The organism is Arenimonas oryziterrae DSM 21050 = YC6267 (genome assembly GCF_000420545.1).
Taxonomy (GTDB): domain Bacteria; phylum Pseudomonadota; class Gammaproteobacteria; order Xanthomonadales; family Xanthomonadaceae; genus Arenimonas; species Arenimonas oryziterrae.
In genome coordinates this window covers 607,283-625,888 of the sequence record NZ_ATVD01000002.1, presented here as the reverse complement: position 1 = coordinate 625,888, position 18,606 = coordinate 607,283, and the positions used below count along the sequence as shown (strand labels likewise).

Genomic DNA, 18,606 nt, shown 5'->3' with positions numbered 1-18,606 from the left:
GGACGGCGCATCCTAACGCCGAAGACCGTCGCCGGGTAGGGCGTCAGGACGCGAGCATCTGCAGGCGTTCGCCATAGCGCGATTGCAGGCGACGCAGATCGCGCGCCGACGCGTTGATCACGATCGGCGTGGCGGCGGCATCGAACAGGGGAAAGTCCGACCAGGTGTCGCTGTAGGCGCGCAACAGATCGGTCGGCAGGCCGAGGCGTTGCAGCTCGCGCAGTTTTTCGTGGCCGTTGCATTGCACGGAAGCGATCTGGCCGCCGGCGAAGCGCGTCATTCGCGAGGCAGCGACGAGCACGCGGTCGCCGACGCCGAGGCGTTGCAGGAAGCCCTCGGCCAGCACCCGCAGCGCGCCGGTCGCGACCACCACGCGATGGCCTTGCGCGAGCTCGTTCTCGAGCGCGGCGCGTGCGCTCGGCAGCTCGCGCAGCGGGTAGTCGGCGATGAAGCGCGCGATGGTCGCGTCGAGCAGGGCCGGCGCGACGCCGACCGTGCCCAGCCACAGGAACGCGGAAACGCCGCGCCGGCGGGTTCGCGGAAACATCATCATCGGCATTGCGACCGGCGCGATCAGCAGCGCCGCGATCCGTCGCCACGAATGGCGCGCGATCAACCGGCGGACCAGCGCACCGCCGCAGTCGCCGTGGATCAGGGTGCCGTCGAGATCGAAGACGACGAGCGCGCTCATTCAGGACTCGTGATCGGCGCGGCCGTCGCGCAGGTCGTAGGCCTCGACGATGCGTGCGACCAGCGGATGGCGCACGACGTCGCGCGCGGTGAAGAACGTGAAGCTGATGCCCTCGACGCCGCGCAGCACGTCCAGCGCATCCTTCAGGCCCGATTTCTGGTGCTTGGGCAGGTCGATCTGCGACAGGTCGCCGGTGACCACTGCCGTCGAGCCGTAGCCGATGCGGGTCAGGAACATCTTCATCTGCTCGATCGTGGTGTTCTGCGCCTCGTCGAGGATCACGTAGGCATCGTTGAGCGTGCGGCCGCGCATGTAGGCCAGCGGCGCGATCTCGATGACATTTCTCTCGATGAGCTTGGCGACTTTTTCCACGCCGAGCATTTCGTACAGCGCGTCGTACAGCGGTCGCAGGTAGGGGTCGACCTTCTGTGAGAGATCGCCGGGAAGAAAGCCGAGCTTCTCGCCGGCCTCGACCGCCGGGCGCACCAGCAGCAGGCGCTGCACGCGCGATTCGTTCAAGGCTTCGACTGCGCTCGCGACGGCAAGGAAGGTTTTGCCGGTGCCGGCCGGGCCGATGCCGAAATTGATGTCGTGGGTCGCGATCGCATGCAGGTATTTCGCCTGGTTCGCGCCGCGGCCTTTGACGAAGCCGCGTTTGACCTTGATCAGCACTTCCTGCGGCTCGTGGTCGCCCGAGGCGTTGAGACGATCGACGTTCGCGGCGTTCATGCGTACGTGGATCTTGTGCGGGTCCAAGGCCTCGCGCGCCGTGTCCTCGTAAAGGCTCAGCAGCAGGCGTTCGGTGGCCTTGATCGCGTCCGGTGCACCGGTGACGCGGAACACGCCGGCACGATTGGCAATCTCCACACCCAGGCGCAATTCGATCTGGCGCAGATGCTCGTCGAACGGACCGGCGAGGTTGGCCAGGCGGACGCTGTCGTCGGGTTCCAGGGCGAACTCGCGGTAAGGCGATTGGCTCATGGGCGCGCTGCGGCAGCCGGCGCGCGTCCGGCGAAGATCGCCGCGAGGGCCAGGCCCCAGGCCGCGAGTTCAAGGACCATGTTCAGCACGTTGAAGCCGGCGTAGAACATCTTGACCTCGTCGTAGCCGCCGCCCGCCGCGCGCTGCGTCATCCACATCTGGAAGCCGAAGCCGACGATCATCTGCACCAGCCCGGCGACCATCGCGCCGGCGGCGAGCATCGAGGCCCGCGGATGCCGCGCCTGCCGGGAAATGGCCAGCACCAGGCCGACGATCAGCAGCACGAACACCGGCAGGCGGGTGAGCTGCATGATCAGCGAATAGAAATCGAACGAGGATGAACTCATTGCCAGGCTCCGGGGTCCGCCTACGACATCAGGCGAGGTCAGCTTGGGTCACGTGCAGGCGGCCGCGCAAGGAGTTGGCCATGACCTCGGTCACCAGGACGTCGACGAACTGTCCGATCAGGCTCGGCGGGCCGGGGAAATTCACGTAGCGCATGTTCTCGGTTCGGCCGCTGAGTTCGTTCGCGTCGCGGGTGCTGGTCTTTTCCACCAGCACGCGCTGCACGCTGCCGACCATGGCCTGGGCGATCGCGCGGGCATTGTCATTGAGCAGGGCTTGCAGACGCTGCAGACGCGCGTGCTTCTCCTGTTCGGACGTCTCGTCGGGCAGGTTCGCGGCCGGCGTGCCCGGGCGCTTGGAGTAGACGAAGCTGAAGCTCTGGTCGAAGCCGACATCGCGCACGAGTTTGAGCGTGGCCTCGAAGTCGCGTTCGGTTTCGCCGGGAAAGCCGACGATGAAATCCGAGCTGATCGTGATGTCGGGCTTGGCTTCGCGCAGCTTGCGCAGTTTGGCCTTGTATTCGAGCGCGGTGTGATTGCGCTTCATCGCCGTCAGGATGCGGTCCGATCCCGATTGCACCGGCAGGTGCAGGTAGGACGCGAGTTCGGGTACGTCGCGGTGCGCCTCGATCAGCGAATCGGAGAATTCCAACGGATGCGAGGTCGTGTAGCGGATGCGGCCGATGCCGTCGATCCGCGCGATCGTGCGGATGAGCAAGGCGAGGTCGGCGAGTTCGTCGCTGTCGTGCATTGCGCCGCGGTACGCGTTGACGTTCTGGCCGAGCAGGTTCACCTCGCGCACGCCCTGGGCGGCGAGCTGTGCCACCTCCACGATGACGTCATCGAACGGCCGCGAAATTTCCTCGCCGCGCGTGTACGGCACGACGCAGAAGCTGCAGTACTTCGAGCAGCCTTCCATGATCGAGACGAAGGCAGTCGGGCCTTCGGCGCGCGGCTCGGGCAGGCGGTCGAATTTTTCGACCTCGGGAAAACTGATATCGACCTGCGGCCGGCCGGTGTCGCGGCGTGCGTCGATCATGTCGGGCAGGCGGTGCAGGGTCTGCGGGCCGAACACCAGGTCGACCTGCGGCGCGCGCTTGATGATCGCCGCGCCCTCCTGCGAGGCGACGCAGCCGCCGACGCCGATGACCAGGTGCGGCTTGTCCTTCTTGAGCTGCTTCCACTTGCCGAGCTGGGAGAACACCTTCTCCTGCGCCTTTTCGCGAATCGAGCAGGTATTGATCAGGATGACGTCGGCCTCGGCCTCGTCCTGGGTCAGCTCCAGGCCGTGTTCGGCGGCGAGCACGTCGGCCATCTTGGCCGAGTCGTACTCGTTCATCTGGCAACCGTGGGTCTTGATGAACAGCTTGCCCGCCGGCGGGCTGGCGACGTCGCCGGGCTGGCGGGACAGGGCGGGGGGATGCGGACTGGCGGTGTTCCCGGTCATGGCGGTTAATCCGGTCGGGAGGAAAGGGGCGTCATTGTAGGCGGCCCGCCGGGGCCGAGCCACCGGCGGCGGTCCTAAGTACTTGGAATTTCAGAAAGAAGGGGGGAAACTCGGCCGTCATGGGGACCCGTCACCTGATCTTGATGCTCAGTCTGGGCTTCGCCGCGCCGGCGATGGCGGGCGATCTTTATCGCTGCGTGGGCGCCGACGGCGTGCCCAACTACACCAGCAAACGCATGACGGGCGCGGTCTGCAAGGTCGTTGCGCCGGCCTACACCCCGCCGGCGCCGGCAGCGACGCACCGTTCCTCCACGCCAGTCGCCGTGCCCACCTCGGGCGGTGGCGGCGGGCCCGCGGCACCGGTCGCGGCGACGGCCACCGCACGCAAGGCCCCGCGCTTCCTCGGCATGGGCTCGTCGACGACCTACTCGTACCTCGACGAGAACGGCGTGCGCAATTTCAGCAACCGCCGGCCGGCCGGCGTCGCCAACGTCAAGGTCACCCGCGTCGAGTTCCCGATCTTCGCCATGGACACCTGCTACGCCTGCGGTGCGGCGCCGGGCGTGAATTTCGGCAGCGTGCGCCTCAATACCGATGCCTATCGTGCCGAAATCCAGGCGGCGGCCTCGCAGTACGGCGTCGAGGAAGCGGTCGTGCGCGCGATCATCCACGCCGAATCGGCCTACCGCGCCAACGCGCGCTCGAACAAGAACGCCCAGGGTCTGATGCAGCTGATTCCGGCCACCGCGGCCCGGTTCGGCGTCACCGACGCCTACGATCCGGCCCAGAACATCAGTGGCGGCGTGCAGTACCTGTCCTGGCTGATGAAGCGCTACCGGTCCGACCTGACCCTGGTCGCGGCCGCCTACAACGCTGGGGAAGGCGCGGTCGACCGCAACGGCGGCGTGCCTCCCTATGCCGAAACCCAGCGCTATGTACAGCGTGTGGGCCAGCTCGCCGAGCGCTACCGCACCGCCCTCGCATCCCCGTGAGCTGTTAAGGCTCCGTTGTCGCCCGCGACGGGCATCGCTACAATTGCGCGTCTTTGGTCGGGGCTTTGCTCCGTCCACCCTCTTTCAGCTAAATCTCGGAGAGCCGAATGGCTAACGATGAAGCCAACCTGGGCCGCCGCCGCTTCCTGACCGCGACCACCGCGGTTGTGGGTGCCGTGGGCGTGGGTCTCGCGGCCGTACCGTTCATTTCGTCATGGAAACCCAGTGCCCGCGCCCAGGTGGCCGGTGCACCGGTCGAAGTGGACATCAGCAAGATCGACAACGAGCCGGGCATGCGCATGATCGTGCAGTGGCGCGGCAAGCCGGTCTGGATCTTCAAGCGCAATGCCGAGCAGCTCAAGGTCCTGCCGACCCTGGATGGCCGCCTGAAGGACCCCAAGTCCGACAACGCCGACCAGACGCCGGCCTTCGCCAAGAACGAGGCCCGCGCGATCAAGCCCGAGCTGGCGGTCATCGTCGGCATCTGCACCCACCTGGGCTGCTCGCCGGGCTATGTGCCGGAAATGGTGCCGCAGGCTTACGACCCGGAATGGAAGGGCGGCTTCTATTGCCCCTGCCACCAGTCGCGCTTCGATCTCGCCGGTCGCGTCTTCCAGGGCGTGCCAGCGCCGGCGAACCTGGAAGTCCCGCCCTATCATTTCGTTGACGACACGCATCTGATCGTGGGCGTCGCGCCGCAGGGAGCTGCCTGATGAACTTCATCGACCGCGCCATTGCCGGCGCCACGACCTGGTTCACGGAGCGCGCTCCGGCGTTCATGCCGTTCTACAAGAAGCACATGTCGGAGTACTACGCTCCGAAGAACTTCAACCTCTGGTACTACTTCGGCTCGCTCGCGATGCTGGTGCTGGTCAACCAGATCGTCACCGGCATTTTCCTGACGATGAACTACAAGCCGAGCGCGGAAGAAGCCTTCGCATCGGTCGAATACATCATGCGCGACGTGACCGGCGGCTATCTGATCCGCTACATGCACTCGACCGGCGCCTCGCTGTTCTTCGTGGTCGTCTACGCGCACATGTTCCGCGGCCTGATCTACGGCTCCTCGCAGAAACCGCGCGAGCTGGTCTGGGTCCTGGGCATGCTGATCTTCCTCACGCTGATGGCCGAAGCCTTCATGGGCTACGTGCTGCCGTGGGGCCAGATGAGCTACTGGGGCGCGCAGGTGATCATCAACCTGTTCGGCGCGATTCCGATGGTCGGCGGCGAGCTGACCGAGTGGATCCGCGGCGACTACCTGGTCTCCGACGCCACCCTCAACCGCTTCTTCGCCCTGCACGTGATCGCGCTGCCGCTGGTGATCCTGCTGCTGGTCGTGCTGCACCTGGGCGCGCTGCACGAAGTGGGCTCGAACAATCCCGAGGGCGTCGACATCAAGAAGGCGAAGGATCCGGTCACCAAGATCCCGCTGGACGGCATCGCGTTCCATCCGTACTACACGGTCAAGGACCTGTTCGGCGCCGGCTTCTTCCTGATGATCGCGGCCTTCATCCTGTTCTTCGTGCCGACCTTCGGAGGCCTGTTCCTCGAGCACGATAACTTCGTGCCGGCCAACCCGCTGGTTACGCCCGAGCACATCAAGCCGGTCTGGTACTTCACGCCGTTCTACGCGATGTTGCGCGCCGTGCCGGACAAGCTGCTGGGCGTGATGGTCATGGGTGGCGCGAACATCATCCTGTTCGGCCTGCCGTGGTTCGATCGCAGCCCGGTCAAGTCGATCCGCTACCGCCCGATGCTGCACAAGGTGCTGATGATGCTGTTCGCCGCGTCCTTCGTGACCCTGGCCTACCTCGGCATGCAGTCGGGCAGCACGGCGCAGACCTGGCTGGCGCGCGCGCTGACGCTGTTCTACTTCGGTTTCTTCATCACCATGCCGATCTGGAGCCGTATGGGCTCGTTCAAGTCGGTCCCTGAGCGGGTGACCATGCATGACTAAGTTCCGTTTGTTCGTCCTCGCCCTGCTGCTGGCGCCCGCGTTCGCGTGGGCCTCGGAAGGTGCCGAGATGGAGTCGGCCCACATCGACCTGGGCGACAAGGCCTCGCTGCAGCGTGGTGCCGGCCTGTACATGAGCTACTGCTCGGGCTGCCATTCGCTCGGTTACCAGCGCTACTCGCGCATGGCCGAGGACCTGGGCCTGACGCAGGAGCAGGTCGAGCAGAACCTCATCTACTCCGACGCGAAGTTCGGCGAGACCATCCGCTCCAGCCTCGACGCTGGCGACGGCCTGGCCTGGTTCGGCAAGGCACCGCCGGACCTGAGCGTCGAAGCCCGCGCCAAGGCGCAGGGTGCGGACTGGATCTACAACTACCTCAAGTCCTTCTATGTGGACGAGGCCCGTCCGATGGGCTGGAACAACTCGGTGTTCCCGGGCGCGTCCATGCCGCATGTGCTCTGGGAACTGCAGGGCGTGCAGCATGCGGTCACCGAGCCCAAGCACAAGAACGCCAAGGGCGAAGCCGAGCCCTGCCACAAGGGCGAATACCAGGGCGCCTGCATCGTCGGTTTCGAGATTCCGGAAGCCCAGAAGGGCCGGATGACCGAAGAGGAATACGACCATGCCGCCCGCGACATCAGCGCCTTCCTGGCCTATGTCGGCGAACCGGCCGCGATCCAGCGCGAGTCGATCGGTGCCTGGGTGGTGCTGTTCCTGGCGCTGTTCACCTTCCTCGCCTATCTGCTCAAGAGCGAGTACTGGCGCGACGTGCACTAAACGCCAAGCGCGTCCCGGATCGTCGAAAAGGCTGCCTCCGGGCAGCCTTTTTCGTGGTGGCGGGGCTTGCCATAAAGACGCCATTTCGTGCAGGGTTAGGGTTCGGACGACCGTCGGCAGGGGGCTGGAGGCGTCCTCCCGAGGTGTCGTCGATGGCTGCAAGCCCGCGTATCCGCAATGCCCTGACCCTGTTCTCGTCGCCCGATTGCGTGGTTTGCCATCGGGTCCGGCTCGTCCTCGCCGCCAAGGGCGTGAGCTATGAACTGGTGTCGGTCGACCCCAACAATCCCCCCGAGGACCTGCTGGACCTCAATCCCTATCATTCCGTGCCGACCCTGGTCGATCGCGATCTGGTGCTGTACGCCGCGTCGGTGGTCAGCGAATACCTCGACGAACGCTACCCGCATCCGCCGCTGATGCCGGTCGATCCGCTCTCGCGCGCGCGTCTGCGCCTGGCGATGCTGCGCCTGGAGCTGGAATGGGTGCCGCATGTGCAGGCGATCCAGAACGGCAACAAGGTCCAGGCCGAAGCCGGCCGCAAGCGCCTCAAGGAAGTGCTGCTGGGCGCCTTGCCCTTGTTCAAGGCCTCGAAGTTCTTCCTCAATGCCGAGATGAGCCTGGCCGATTGCGCGGTCGCGCCGATCATCTGGCGTCTGCCGGCCCTGGGCGTGATCCTGCCCAAGGAAGCCAAGCTGATCGAGGACTACGGCCAGCGGATTTTCCGCAATCCCGGTTTCGTGCGCAGCATGACCGCCGAGGAAAAGCAGTTGCGCGAGTTGCCTGCGTGAGCGAAACGCCCCAGATGAGTTCCAACCGCCCGTATCTGTTGCGGGCGTTGTACGAATGGATCGGCGAAAACGACATGACGCCCTACCTGCTGGTCGACGCCAGCCGGGACGGGGTGCAGGTGCCGCATTCGACGATCAAGGACGGTCGCGTGGTGCTCAATATCGCCGCGCGCGCCGTGGCCCAGCTCGATCTGGGCAATCGCGAGATCCGTTTCATGGCGCGTTTCGGCGGCGTCAGCCAGTCGGTCATCGTGCCGGTGTCGGCCGTGCTGGCGATCTACGCGCAGGAAACCGGGCAGGGCATGATGCTGCCCGAGGACGGCGGCATGCTGCCGCCCGATGGCCCGGACGACGAGGGCCCCGAACCCACGGGTGACGGTCCGAAACGCGGCGGTCATTTGCGCGTGGTGAAATAAGTCGCAGACGGCATGAGCCGTCGCGCGTTCAGTGCACGCTGGCTTCTTCCGGCATCGGGCCGACCAGCCCGGCGAGCGCCCGGCCATGCATGATCACCAGGCCGGCGCGCCGGTCTTCGCCGCCGCTGGAGTATTCGAAGCGGAAATGGCGTTCCCAGCCCAGCCAGCCCGATTCGGACCGACGCAGGCGCACTTTCACCAGATGCACGCTCTGGTCCAGCCACTGCACACCGGCGTGGTAGCAGGCGCGGCGGCCATGGTGGACAGCGAGTTCGGCGGCCGCGCGGCCGGCCGACCAATAGGCGATCGCCGGGGCCGCGAGCATCAGAAGAATCATCAACCAGGTCATCCAAACAGTGTGGGGGCGGGGCGCAGACCGGACAAGTTGTGTCCCCCCACTGCCTAATTGTCGGACTTCGTGGCTAAATAGCCTCAGGGCCGCCGATAGGGCGGCCTGGTTTTCGCAGGAGGGCGAAGATGAAACTGGTTTTTCCGAATGGCGAGCACAGTCAGGTTTTGCTGAATCCGGGGGTCAACCGCATCGGTTCCGACCCGGAAGGTGCAGTCGTTCTTACCCTGCCCGAAATCCTGCCGGTCCATTGCGAGATCCACATCACCAGCACCGGCGCCAACCTGCAGGTCCCGGCCGGCACGACGTCGGTGACGGTGAACGGCAAGGCCGTGGCCGACCTGATGTCCCTGCGTGCCGGCGACACGATCGGCATCGGCCCGGTCGTGGCCAAGTACGCGATCGTCGAGGCGGCCCGCAGCGCGCCCTCGTCCTCGTCGTCGCCCGATGACGATTCCGGTGCCACGCGCGTGCGCATGGCCGTGCCCAAGTACGTGCTGCGCGGCGTGTCCGGCGCGGTGTTCAGCAAGGTGTTCCCGGTAACTGGCCCGGTCGTGATCGGTCGTGCCGCCGAGTGCGACATCTCCGTCCCGGCCGACGAGATCTCCCGTCGCCATGCCCTGGTCAAGCCCACGCCGGACGGCGTGTCGGTCGAGGACCTGGGCTCGTCGAACGGCACCTACATCAACAATCGCCGCGTGCAGCATGGCTTCCTCAATCCCGGCGACGAGCTGCGTCTGGATGCCGTGCGCTTCATCCTGGTCGCGCCCGGCATGGAAATGGCCGCGCAGTCCAACAACAACCACAAGCAGGCGGCGCCGACCGTCGTGGGTCGCACGAGCAATCCCAACAGCAAGCTGCAGATGTGGGCGGCGATCCTGTTCGCGATGGCGGCCCTGGTCATGATCGTGGTGATGATCAAGAACCATTGAGTCGACGCAGTGGCCGCGACCTCGGTCGCGGTGGTGATGAGTCCCCGAGGGCGGCGAAAGCCGCCCTCAGCGTTTGTCGGGCGGATCGCCCAGGCGCATCGACAGATCGATCGCGCGTACGTGCTTGGTCAGTGCGCCGACCGAGACGAAATCCACGCCGGTTTCCGCGATTTCGCGCAGGCGCGGCAGGTCGACGCTGCCGGACACTTCCAGCGGGGTTTTTCCGTCGGCGATCTTCACCGCCGCATGCATGTCGGCGACGCTGAAATCGTCGATGAGTACGCGCGTGCAGTCGGTGGCCAGCGCCTGGCGCAGTTCGTCCAGGTTTTCCACTTCGATGATCAGCGGCAGTTCCGGGTGCATTGCCCGTGCCTGGGCGGCGGCGGCGGCGATCGAACCGGCGGCGTGGATGTGGTTTTCCTTGAGCATCACCGCATCGAACAGGCCGATGCGATGGTTGAGCCCGCCGCCAACCCGCACCGCGTATTTCTGCGCCAGGCGCAGGCCGGGCAGTGTCTTGCGGGTATCGAGCACGCGCGTGCGGGTGCCGGCGAGCACCGCGACAAATTCGGCCGTGCGCGTCGCCGTGCCCGACAGGGTCTGCAGAAAATTCAGTGCGCAGCGTTCGGCGCTGACCAGCGAACGCGAGCGTCCGCTGAACGTGCAGACCACGTCGCCAGGCGCCACGCGATCGCCTTCGTGAATGCGCCAGTCGATGCGCACATAGGGATCGAGCGCGCGGAAACAGGCGTCGAACCAGGGACGGCCGGCGATGACGCCGTCTTCCTTGGCGAGGATATAGCCGTGTTCGGCGACATCGGGCAACAGCGACGCGGTGACATCGCCGCTGCCGAGGTCTTCGGCAAGCGCGCGCGCGACATCGGCCTCGACGACCGACTCGGGAGGCGAGGGCAGGCTCGTGTTCAACGGGCGAAATCGGCGATCTGGGTAGTGGCGATCGCCTCGTCGGCGAGCAGCACCGGGATGCCGTCGTCGACGCGATACAGCAGCTTGTGATCGCGTGTGATCAGGCCTTCCTTGATCGTGTCGGCCTGCGGGCTGCCGTCGGCACGCACCACGCCGCCGGCGATGATCGCCCGGTTGACCCGGTCGAGCTCGCTGCTGCCCAGCAGGGCCAGGGGGTGTTTGCTGGTCGGGCAGCACAGGATGTCGAGAAGCTTGCGGTCCATGGGTCGTACCGGCCGGGAGATACGTCTAGAATAGCCTCTCCTCGCACTGTGTTGCTCGCCCGGTGGGCTGGCTTCGTAGTCCATCTCTTCCGTTCGTTTGCACGAAGCCGATGCCCATGAGCAAAAGTGCTGCGCCTGCACCCCTGGTGGGTGTCGTGATGGGGTCCCGGAACGACTGGGACACGATGCAACATGCGGTGGCCCGGCTCGAGCAGCTCGGCGTCCCGCACGAAGTGCAGGTCGTCTCGGCGCATCGGACGCCGGACCTTCTTTTTCAGTACGCCGAAACGGCAGCGGCGCGCGGACTGCGCGCGATCATCGCCGGTGCCGGCGGTGCCGCCCATCTTCCCGGCATGATCGCGGCGAAAACCGTCGTGCCCGTGCTCGGCGTGCCGGTGCAAAGCAAGGCGCTCAACGGTCTGGATTCGCTGCTGTCGATCGTGCAGATGCCGGCGGGCATTCCGGTGGCGACGTTCGCGATCGGCCAGGCCGGTGCGGCCAATGCGGGCCTGTTCGCCGCCGCCTTGCTCGCGCCCGAGCATCCGGCGATTCGCGCCGCGCTTGAAGCCTTCCGCGCCAAGCAGACCCAGGACGTTCTCGACCAGCTCGACCCGAGGCCGGCGTGACCACCGTCGGCATTCTCGGCGGCGGGCAACTGGCCCGCATGCTCGCGCTTTCCGGCGCGCCGCTGGGACTGCGTTTTCTCGTGCTCGATTCAACGCCCGATGCCTGCGCGGCGCAATTTGCACCGCTGCTGGAGGCGGACTATCGCGACGAAGCGGCGCTCGCGGATTTCGCCCGTCGCGTCGATGTGGCGACCTTCGATTTCGAGAACGTGCCGGCTGAATCGGCGCAGTGGCTGGCCGAGCGCATTCCGGTGTTTCCCAATCCGCGCGCGTTGTCGGTGGCGCAGGATCGGCTCGCGGAAAAAACCCTGTTCCGGGAACTCGGCATTCCGGTGCCGACGTTCGCCGACATCGCCACGCGCGCCGATCTGGATGCCGCGGCGACAGCGATCGGCCTGCCCGCGATCCTGAAAACACGGCGTCTGGGTTACGACGGCAAGGGCCAGTTCCGACTTCGCTCCGCGGCCGATGTCGACGCCGCTTGGGCGGCCCTGGGCGCACAAGCGACGACGGTGGGACTGATCCTGGAAGGATTCGTGCCGTTCCAGCGCGAGATTTCGGTGGTTGCCGCGCGTGGGCGCGACGGCGAATTCCGCACCTGGCCGCTGACCGAAAACTGGCACGAGAGCGGCGTGCTTTCGGCCAGTCTCGCGCCGGCCAGCCTGGAGGTGGCGCTCGCGGAGAAAGCGGTGGCCTACGCGCGTCGCGTCGCCGAAGCGCTGGACTACGTCGGCGTGTTCGCGCTCGAGCTGTTTCTCAAGGACGGCGAGTTCCTCGCCAACGAGATGGCGCCGCGCGTGCACAACTCCGGACACTGGACGATCGAGGGTGCGGAAACCTCGCAGTTCCAGAATCATCTGCGCGCCGTACTCGGCCTGCCGCTGGGCAGCACGCGCATGCTCGGTCAGGCCTGCATGCTCAACTGGATCGGTGCGATGCCCGACGCGACGCCGGTGCTCGCCCAGGCGAGCGGTCACTGGCACGACTACGGCAAGTCCTCGCGCGACGGACGCAAGGTCGGGCATGCGACTTTCCGCGCCGACACGCCCGCCGAACTTTCCGCGGCCTTGCAGACCGTCGGCCGCGAGCTCGATCGCGAGTTGCAGGTCGCGCCGGTCATCGATCGCCTGCGCGGCTGACCGAACGCACGCAAACAAAAACGGCCGGGTTTCCCCGGCCGTTTTTTGTTTCGCATGACGAACCGCGAACGACTTACGCCATCTGCGACGCGACGAAATCCCAGTTGACCAGATTCCAGAACGCCTCGACGTATTTCGGACGGGCGTTGCGGTAGTCGATGTAGTACGCGTGTTCCCAGACGTCGCAGGTCAGCAGGGCCTTGTCGGCGCCGGTGAGCGGGGTGGCCGCGTTCGGGGTGCTGACCAGGGCGAGCGAGCCGTCGGGACGCTGCACCAGCCAGCCCCAGCCGGAGCCGAAGGTGCCGACCGACGTCTTGGTGAACTCTTCCTTGAACGCCGCGAACGAGCCGAAGGCCGCGTTGATCGCGTCCGCCAGCTTGCCGGTCGGCTCGCCGCCGCCGTTGGGCTTGAGGCAGTTCCAATAGAAGGTGTGGTTCCAGATCTGCGCGGCGTTGTTGAACATGCCGCCCTGGGACTTGCGCACGATGGTTTCGAGCTCGGCGTCCTCGAACTCCGTGCCCTTGATCATGTTGTTGAGGTTGGTGACGTAGGTCTGGTGGTGCTTGCCGTAGTGGAAATCGATCGTTTCGCCGGAGATATGCGGTTCCAGGGCGGTGCGGTCGTAGGGAAGCGGGGGAAGTTCGATGGCCATGGGCTAACTCCGGCAGTGGCGTGGCGGGGAAGCTATAATTCTAGCTTGAATGCGCGGGCAGACTGTCCCCGCGCCGTGAATGGAGCAAGCAATGGCAAGTAATCCGGTCATGGACCGCATCAAGGCCGAGGTCGAAGGCCACCCCGTCGTCCTCTTCATGAAGGGCACCGTGCAGTTTCCGATGTGCGGCTTTTCCAGTCGCGCCAGCCAGGCGCTCAAGGCCGCGGGCGCGCAGATCCACTCGGTCAACGTGCTCGAAGACCCGGAGATCCGCGCCAATCTGCCGCGCTATTCGGACTGGCCGACGTTTCCGCAGTTGTTCATCAATGGCGAACTGATCGGCGGTTGCGACATCACCGTCGAGTTGTTCGAGAGCGGCGAGCTCGCGCGCATGGTGACCGAGGCGCAGAAGCCGGCATGAGCCTGATCCCGGTCCCGGGGGCTCAGGCCCTGGCCGGGCGCAATGTTCTTGTCACCGGTGCCTACGGTGGCCTGGGCGAGGCCGCCGCCAAGGCCTGCGCGCAGGCCGGGGCGACCGTGGTCCTGCTCGGCCGGAAAGTGCCCAAGCTCAGTCGCGTCTACGACGCGGTCAAAGCCCTCGGCCCGGAACCGGCGCTGTATCCGATGGATCTGGCCGGCGCCGACCCCGCCGATTTCGAGGCCATGGCCGACAAGATCGGTGCCGAGCTCGGCGGTCTGCACGGGGTCCTGCATTGCGCCGCCGAATTTCCGGGGCTGCGCCCGCTGGAAGCGACGCCGCCGGCGGACTTCGTCCGGCAGATGCACGTCAACCTGACCGCGCCCTGGCTGCTGACCCAGGCCTGCCTGCCTTGGCTGCGCAAGGCCGAGGACAGTGCGGTGGTCTTCGTCGGCGACGAGCTGGCCCGCGTCAATCGCGCCTACTGGGGTGGGTATGGCGTCGCCAAGGCTGGCCTGGCCGGCCTGATGCGACTATTGCATGACGAAACCGAGACTGGCCCGGTGCGCGTGAGCGCCCTGGAGCCCGGACCGATGCGCAGCGGCGTGCGTAACCGGGCCTATGTCGAAGAGGCCGCGACCCGATGCCCGTCGCCGGCGATCTATGCGCCGGCCTGCGTGTACCTGTTGTCGACGGAAGGCCGGGATCAGCGGGGTCAGGTGTTCGCACCGAGGCCGGCGCCATGATGACGACTGCGTCCGCCGCCCTGCTGTTGTTCCTGATCCTGGATCCACTGGGCAACATCCCGGTGTTCCTGAGCCTGCTCAAGCCCCTGCCGGCGCCGCGTCGCCGGATCGTGCTGGTGCGCGAGCTGCTGATCGCGCTCGGCGTGCTGTTCGCTTTCCTCTGGGGCGGGCGTTATGTGCTCGAGCTCATGCACCTGCGCCAGGAGTCGGTGTCGATCGCCGGCGGCATCGTGCTGTTCCTGATCGGCCTGAAGATGATCTTCCCGAGCCCGGAAGGCATGTTCGGCGAGTCCCTGGAGGGCGAGCCCTTCATCGTGCCCATGGCCATTCCCCTGGTCGCCGGTCCGTCCGGCATGGCCTCGGTCATGCTGCTGGGCAGCCAGGAGCCGGACCGCATGGGCGACTGGAGCCTGGCCCTGGCCATCGCCTGGTTCGGCACGGCCCTGATCCTGGTGTCGGCCACCTATCTGTACAAGATGCTGGGCCCCCGCGTGCTGGTCGCGATCGAGCGGCTCATGGGCATGCTGCTGGTGGCGATTTCGGTCCAGATGCTGCTCGACGGCGTGGCGACCTACCTGCGCAGCGGACCGCCGGGCGGCTGATACGCGAACGGCGTCTCCGGACGGTCACTTTTGTGTCATCGCTCCGAAGTACCATGTTAAGCTCTTGTTATTGTTCAGGGTCCCCGGGGGGATGTCCTGAGCATGCGGGGACGTATGTCGGGCCACCCAAACCGGCCCGGCTGTCTGCGGCAGGACGCCAGTAATTCCACTAATCAAACTCAGGGTTAACACCATGACCAATCGCAATCGGGTCCGGCTCTCGAAGCTTTCCCTTGGCCTGGCTCTCGCGCTCGCGGCTTCCGCGCCGGCCTTCGCGCAGAACACGTCCGCCGCTGTCGCTGGCCGCATCCAGGCCGCTGACGGCACCGCGCTCACCGGCGCTGATGTGACCATCACCCACGTGCAGACAGGTACGGTCAGCCACGTGACCACCGGTGCCGACGGCCGCTACTCGGCCCGCGGCCTGCGCGTTGGCGGTCCGTACACCATCGTCGTCACCAAGGACGGCAAGACCAGCACCCGCGAGAACGTCTACCTGACGCTTTCCGAAGTCACCAATGTTGACGCGACGGTCGGCGGCGCGGCTGCCACCGATATCGGCGCGGTCACCGTGACCGGTTCGGCGATCGGCTCCGACGTGTTCAGCCCGACCAACATGGGCTCCGGCACCCTGGTCAATCAGCAGCAGATCGAGGCCCTGCCGTCGATCAAGCGCTCGATCGAGGATTACGTCCGTCTCGACCCGCGCATCGTGCAGATCGACAAGGAACGCGGCGGCATTTCCGCCGGCGGCCAGAACAACCGCTACAACAACATCAAGATCGACGGCGTTCCGACCAACGACCAGTTCGGCCTGAACGACTCCGGCCTGCCGGCGCTGAACCAGCCGATCTCGATCGACTGGATCCAGGAATTCAACGTCGGTATCTCCAACTACGACGTCACCCAGTCCGACTTCGTCGGCGCGAACATCAATGCCGTGACCAAGTCGGGCACCAACGAGTTCAAGGGCTCGGTGTACGGCGTGTACCGCGACAACAAGATGATCCGCGACAACGAGAACGGCACCCGCTTCGTCGGTTTCGATACCGACTGGACGGCGGGCGTGTTCGTCGGCGGCCCGATCCTCAAGGATCGCCTGTTCTTCTTCGCCGGTTACGAGAAGTACGAGCGTTCGGGCCCGGGTCCGGACAAGGGCGTGGTCGGTTCGGGTTCCTCGAACATCGTCAACATCACCCAGGCGCAGCTGGACGCCGTGCGCGCGGCCGCCATCACCCGCGGCATCGCCAACATCGGCTCGCCCGATTCCTCGGCGACGGCCAGCAACACCGACACCAAGTGGTTCGCCAAGCTCGACTGGAACATCACGGACGACCAGCGTCTGTCGTTCCGCTACAACAAGACCGACGGCAGCATCACCCGCTTCAACACCTCCGCCACGACCTTGCAGCTCGACAGCAACCGCTATCAGGACAACATCGTTTTCGAGAACTACGCGCTGAACCTGTACAGCGACTGGTCCGAGAACTTCTCCACTGAAGCCAACGTGTCCTATTCGGAATACAGCTCGCTGCCGGTGCTCGGCTCGCGTCTGCCGACCGTGTCGATCACGAACTTCCCGAGCAGCACCGCCACACTGCTGTTCGGCACCGACAACTCCCGTCAGGCCAACCAGCTGAAGGTCGACACGATCACCGGCTACGTCGCTGGCGATTACTTCCTCGGCGACCACACCATCCGCGCCGGCTTCGACATCGAACGCAACAACGTCTACAACCTGTTCCTGCAGAACATCTTCGGCAACTACCGCGTGACGTTTGCGAACTTCACCGGCGCGACCCCGAATGCGACCATGCCCTACGCCAACTACCAGGTGCAGACCTCGCGTTCGGGCAAGATCGACGACGCCGCGGCGCACTTCTCGGTCGGCACCGCCGGCCTGTTCCTGCAGGACACCTGGATCGTCACCAACAACCTGACGATCAACTACGGCTTCCGCATGGATCGCAACCTGACCAGCGGCACGCCGGCTGAAAACACAGGTTTCCGCAACAACTTCGGCATCGACAACCGCAACACGATCGACGGCGCCACGACCTTCGAGCCGCGCTTCGGCTTCAACTACACCTTTGACAGCGAACTCAAGCGCCAGGTGCGCGGCGGTATCGGCCTGTTCGCGGGTTCCGCGCCGGGCGTGTGGATCTCCAACAGCTTCTCGAACCCGGGTGTGCTGACCAACGCCTACAACATCAACAACGGTACCGGCTTCACCGGCAACCCCGACGCCCCGATCGTTCCGGGCGGCCCGGGTTCGGCTTCGCAGCTGGTCAACGCGCTGTCGCCCGACTTCAAGCAGCCGACCGTGTGGAAGGCCAACCTGGCGTTCGAACAGGAACTGCCGTTCCATGACCTGGTGTTCGGCGCCGAAATGCTCGTCGCGATGACCAAGGACGGCGTGCTGTTCAACAACCTGCAGCTCGGCGCTCCCGCCGGCACGCTGCCGGACGGTCGCCAGTCGTTCTGGCAGAGCACGGCGGTCGGTGGTTTCACCAACAGCACCTCGCCGACCACGCGCAGCACCGTCAACTGCATCCGCGTGAACCAGGCGCTGCCGTTCAACGCCACGACCAACCCCTGCCTGTACACCGCTGCGATCGTCCTGCAGAACACCGACAAGGGTTTCTCGCGCAACTTCACCACCTACCTCGAGCGTCCGTGGAAGAACAACTGGACGGCGAAGCTGGCCTACACCTACGGCAACACCGATGAAGTGAGCCCGGCCACGTCGAGCGTCGCGCTGTCGAACTGGCAGACCCGCATCGTCTACAACCCGAACGAAGACGTGTCCGGTACCTCGAACTACGAGATCCGCAACCGCATCACGGCGTCCTTCAGCTACCGCTGGAACTTCTTCGAGAACGCGCCGACGCAGGTGTCGTTCTTCTACGAAGGCCGCAACGGTCGTCCGTTCTCCTACGTGTTCGGCAACGACGCCAACGGCGACGGCAACGGCAACAGCGGTCAGCGCAACGACCTGTTCTACATCCCGAACGGCAACGTGGCTTACTCGGCCGGCTCGAGCGCGCAGGACATCGCGGCGTTCAATGCCTACATCGACAGCAACGAATACCTCAGCCGCCACAAGGGCGAGGTGGCCGGCCGCAACGGTGACCGCGCTCCGTTCGTGAACCAGATCGACGTGCGCATCAGCCAGAAGTTCCCGCTCTTCGCGGGCATGGATTCCGAACTGTTCCTGGACATCCAGAACTTCGGCAACCTGCTCAACAAGGACTGGGGCCTGATCGAACAGGCGGCGTTCCCGTCGAACGTGCAGGTCGCGAACTTCGCCGGCGTCAACGCCAGCGGCCAGTACGTGTACGACGTGTCGCGCTTCTACAACGAGTCGACCGGCGCCATCACGGCTCCGACCCTGCAGCTGCAGGACGTCGCCGGCCAGTCGCGCTGGTCCGCGCAGATCGGCTTCCGCATCAACTTCTGATCGGAAACGCCTGTTGAACGAAACGGCCGGTGGCGACACCGGCCGTTTTTTTTATTCGCGGTCGCCGGCAAGCCGGCTCCTACGGAACGCATCGACGGTGG

Annotated in this window: 21 protein-coding genes; 13 read left to right on the top strand and 8 right to left on the bottom strand. The window is 65.7% G+C overall.

The features are described 5' to 3' along the window. Positions 1-43 precede the first annotated feature (43 nt). The 4 genes from G467_RS15925 to miaB are packed head-to-tail and all read right to left on the bottom strand — an operon-like array spanning position 44 to position 3,463. The gene (locus G467_RS15925) at positions 44-691 is read right to left on the bottom strand and encodes an HAD-IB family phosphatase (protein ID WP_022969157.1); all 648 of its coding nucleotides are present in this window, start codon (positions 689-691) and stop codon (positions 44-46) included. Further along, positions 692-1,672 carry a PhoH family protein gene (locus tag G467_RS0107695; RefSeq protein WP_022969156.1) on the bottom strand — a complete coding sequence of 327 codons (981 nt, stop codon included), beginning with the start codon at positions 1,670-1,672 and terminating at the stop codon, positions 692-694. Continuing rightward, positions 1,669-2,019, bottom strand: coding sequence for a hypothetical protein (locus tag G467_RS0107690; RefSeq protein WP_022969155.1), 351 nt, complete (start codon positions 2,017-2,019; stop codon positions 1,669-1,671). The genes G467_RS0107695 and G467_RS0107690 overlap by 4 nt, the downstream gene beginning before the upstream one ends. A gap of 28 nt (positions 2,020-2,047) precedes the next feature. Then, entirely contained in the window at positions 2,048-3,463 is a 1,416-nt protein-coding gene (miaB, locus tag G467_RS0107685) for a tRNA (N6-isopentenyl adenosine(37)-C2)-methylthiotransferase MiaB (RefSeq protein WP_022969154.1), read from the bottom strand. Positions 3,464-3,582: 119 nt separating this feature from the next. Here miaB and G467_RS0107680 point away from each other — a divergent pair, with 119 nt between their 5' ends. The 6 genes from G467_RS0107680 (at position 3,583) to G467_RS0107655 (ending at position 8,391) form a co-directional block, all read left to right on the top strand. After that, on the top strand, positions 3,583-4,455 hold the full coding sequence (locus G467_RS0107680) for a transglycosylase SLT domain-containing protein (RefSeq protein WP_022969153.1): 873 nt from the start codon (positions 3,583-3,585) through the stop codon (positions 4,453-4,455). A gap of 107 nt (positions 4,456-4,562) precedes the next feature. Beyond that, entirely contained in the window at positions 4,563-5,168 is a 606-nt protein-coding gene (gene petA / locus G467_RS0107675; protein WP_022969152.1) for a ubiquinol-cytochrome c reductase iron-sulfur subunit, read from the top strand. Continuing rightward, a complete protein-coding gene (locus G467_RS0107670; RefSeq protein ID WP_022969151.1) occupies positions 5,168-6,412 on the top strand; it encodes a cytochrome b in 1,245 nt (414 codons plus the stop codon). The genes petA and G467_RS0107670 overlap by 1 nt, the downstream gene beginning before the upstream one ends. Then, positions 6,405-7,187 (top strand): cytochrome c1, encoded by a 783-nt coding sequence (locus tag G467_RS0107665; RefSeq protein WP_026802474.1) that lies wholly within the window; start codon positions 6,405-6,407, stop codon positions 7,185-7,187. The genes G467_RS0107670 and G467_RS0107665 overlap by 8 nt, the downstream gene beginning before the upstream one ends. 152 nt (positions 7,188-7,339) lie before the next feature. Next, the gene (locus G467_RS0107660; RefSeq protein WP_022969149.1) at positions 7,340-7,975 is read left to right on the top strand and encodes a glutathione S-transferase N-terminal domain-containing protein; all 636 of its coding nucleotides are present in this window, start codon (positions 7,340-7,342) and stop codon (positions 7,973-7,975) included. Positions 7,976-7,989: 14 nt separating this feature from the next. Continuing rightward, complete coding sequence (locus G467_RS0107655) at positions 7,990-8,391, top strand: ClpXP protease specificity-enhancing factor (RefSeq protein ID WP_026802473.1); 402 nt, start codon at positions 7,990-7,992, stop codon at positions 8,389-8,391. A gap of 28 nt (positions 8,392-8,419) precedes the next feature. Here G467_RS0107655 and G467_RS15920 read toward each other — a convergent pair whose 3' ends face one another. After that, entirely contained in the window at positions 8,420-8,728 is a 309-nt protein-coding gene (locus G467_RS15920; protein WP_162140744.1) for a DUF3301 domain-containing protein, read from the bottom strand. Between the two features lie 140 nt (positions 8,729-8,868). Between G467_RS15920 and G467_RS17440 the strand changes: the two genes are divergently transcribed. Then, the gene (locus tag G467_RS17440) at positions 8,869-9,672 is read left to right on the top strand and encodes an FHA domain-containing protein (protein WP_022969146.1); all 804 of its coding nucleotides are present in this window, start codon (positions 8,869-8,871) and stop codon (positions 9,670-9,672) included. A gap of 66 nt (positions 9,673-9,738) precedes the next feature. Here G467_RS17440 and nadC read toward each other — a convergent pair whose 3' ends face one another. Both nadC and G467_RS0107635 read right to left on the bottom strand, forming a co-directional pair. After that, positions 9,739-10,599: a carboxylating nicotinate-nucleotide diphosphorylase gene (nadC, locus tag G467_RS0107640; protein WP_022969145.1), complete on the bottom strand. Its 861-nt coding sequence runs from the start codon at positions 10,597-10,599 to the stop codon at positions 9,739-9,741. Then, entirely contained in the window at positions 10,596-10,862 is a 267-nt protein-coding gene (locus tag G467_RS0107635) for a Trm112 family protein (protein ID WP_022969144.1), read from the bottom strand. Before G467_RS0107635 ends, nadC begins: the two co-directional genes overlap by 4 nt. Before the next feature lie 116 nt (positions 10,863-10,978). On the opposite strand from G467_RS0107635, the gene purE reads away from it, so the two are divergent. Both purE and G467_RS0107625 read left to right on the top strand, forming a co-directional pair. Further along, positions 10,979-11,488 (top strand): 5-(carboxyamino)imidazole ribonucleotide mutase, encoded by a 510-nt coding sequence (gene purE, locus G467_RS0107630; protein WP_022969143.1) that lies wholly within the window; start codon positions 10,979-10,981, stop codon positions 11,486-11,488. Further along, positions 11,485-12,627, top strand: a complete 1,143-nt coding sequence (locus G467_RS0107625) for a 5-(carboxyamino)imidazole ribonucleotide synthase (protein ID WP_022969142.1) — start codon at positions 11,485-11,487, stop codon at positions 12,625-12,627. The genes purE and G467_RS0107625 overlap by 4 nt, the downstream gene beginning before the upstream one ends. 73 nt (positions 12,628-12,700) lie before the next feature. On the opposite strand, the gene G467_RS0107620 is transcribed toward G467_RS0107625, so the two are convergent. Continuing rightward, positions 12,701-13,279, bottom strand: a complete 579-nt coding sequence (locus tag G467_RS0107620; protein ID WP_022969141.1) for a superoxide dismutase — start codon at positions 13,277-13,279, stop codon at positions 12,701-12,703. Positions 13,280-13,370: 91 nt separating this feature from the next. Here G467_RS0107620 and grxD point away from each other — a divergent pair, with 91 nt between their 5' ends. The 4 genes from grxD (at position 13,371) to G467_RS0107600 (ending at position 18,505) form a co-directional block, all read left to right on the top strand. Then, on the top strand, positions 13,371-13,700 hold the full coding sequence (gene grxD, locus G467_RS0107615) for a Grx4 family monothiol glutaredoxin (protein WP_022969140.1): 330 nt from the start codon (positions 13,371-13,373) through the stop codon (positions 13,698-13,700). Next, positions 13,697-14,443: an SDR family NAD(P)-dependent oxidoreductase gene (locus tag G467_RS0107610; RefSeq protein ID WP_022969139.1), complete on the top strand. Its 747-nt coding sequence runs from the start codon at positions 13,697-13,699 to the stop codon at positions 14,441-14,443. The genes grxD and G467_RS0107610 overlap by 4 nt, the downstream gene beginning before the upstream one ends. Beyond that, on the top strand, positions 14,443-15,045 hold the full coding sequence (locus G467_RS0107605; protein ID WP_026802471.1) for a YhgN family NAAT transporter: 603 nt from the start codon (positions 14,443-14,445) through the stop codon (positions 15,043-15,045). The genes G467_RS0107610 and G467_RS0107605 overlap by 1 nt, the downstream gene beginning before the upstream one ends. 193 nt (positions 15,046-15,238) lie before the next feature. Then, positions 15,239-18,505 carry a TonB-dependent receptor gene (locus tag G467_RS0107600; protein WP_022969137.1) on the top strand — a complete coding sequence of 1,089 codons (3,267 nt, stop codon included), beginning with the start codon at positions 15,239-15,241 and terminating at the stop codon, positions 18,503-18,505. The last annotated feature ends 101 nt before the right edge of the window (positions 18,506-18,606 follow it).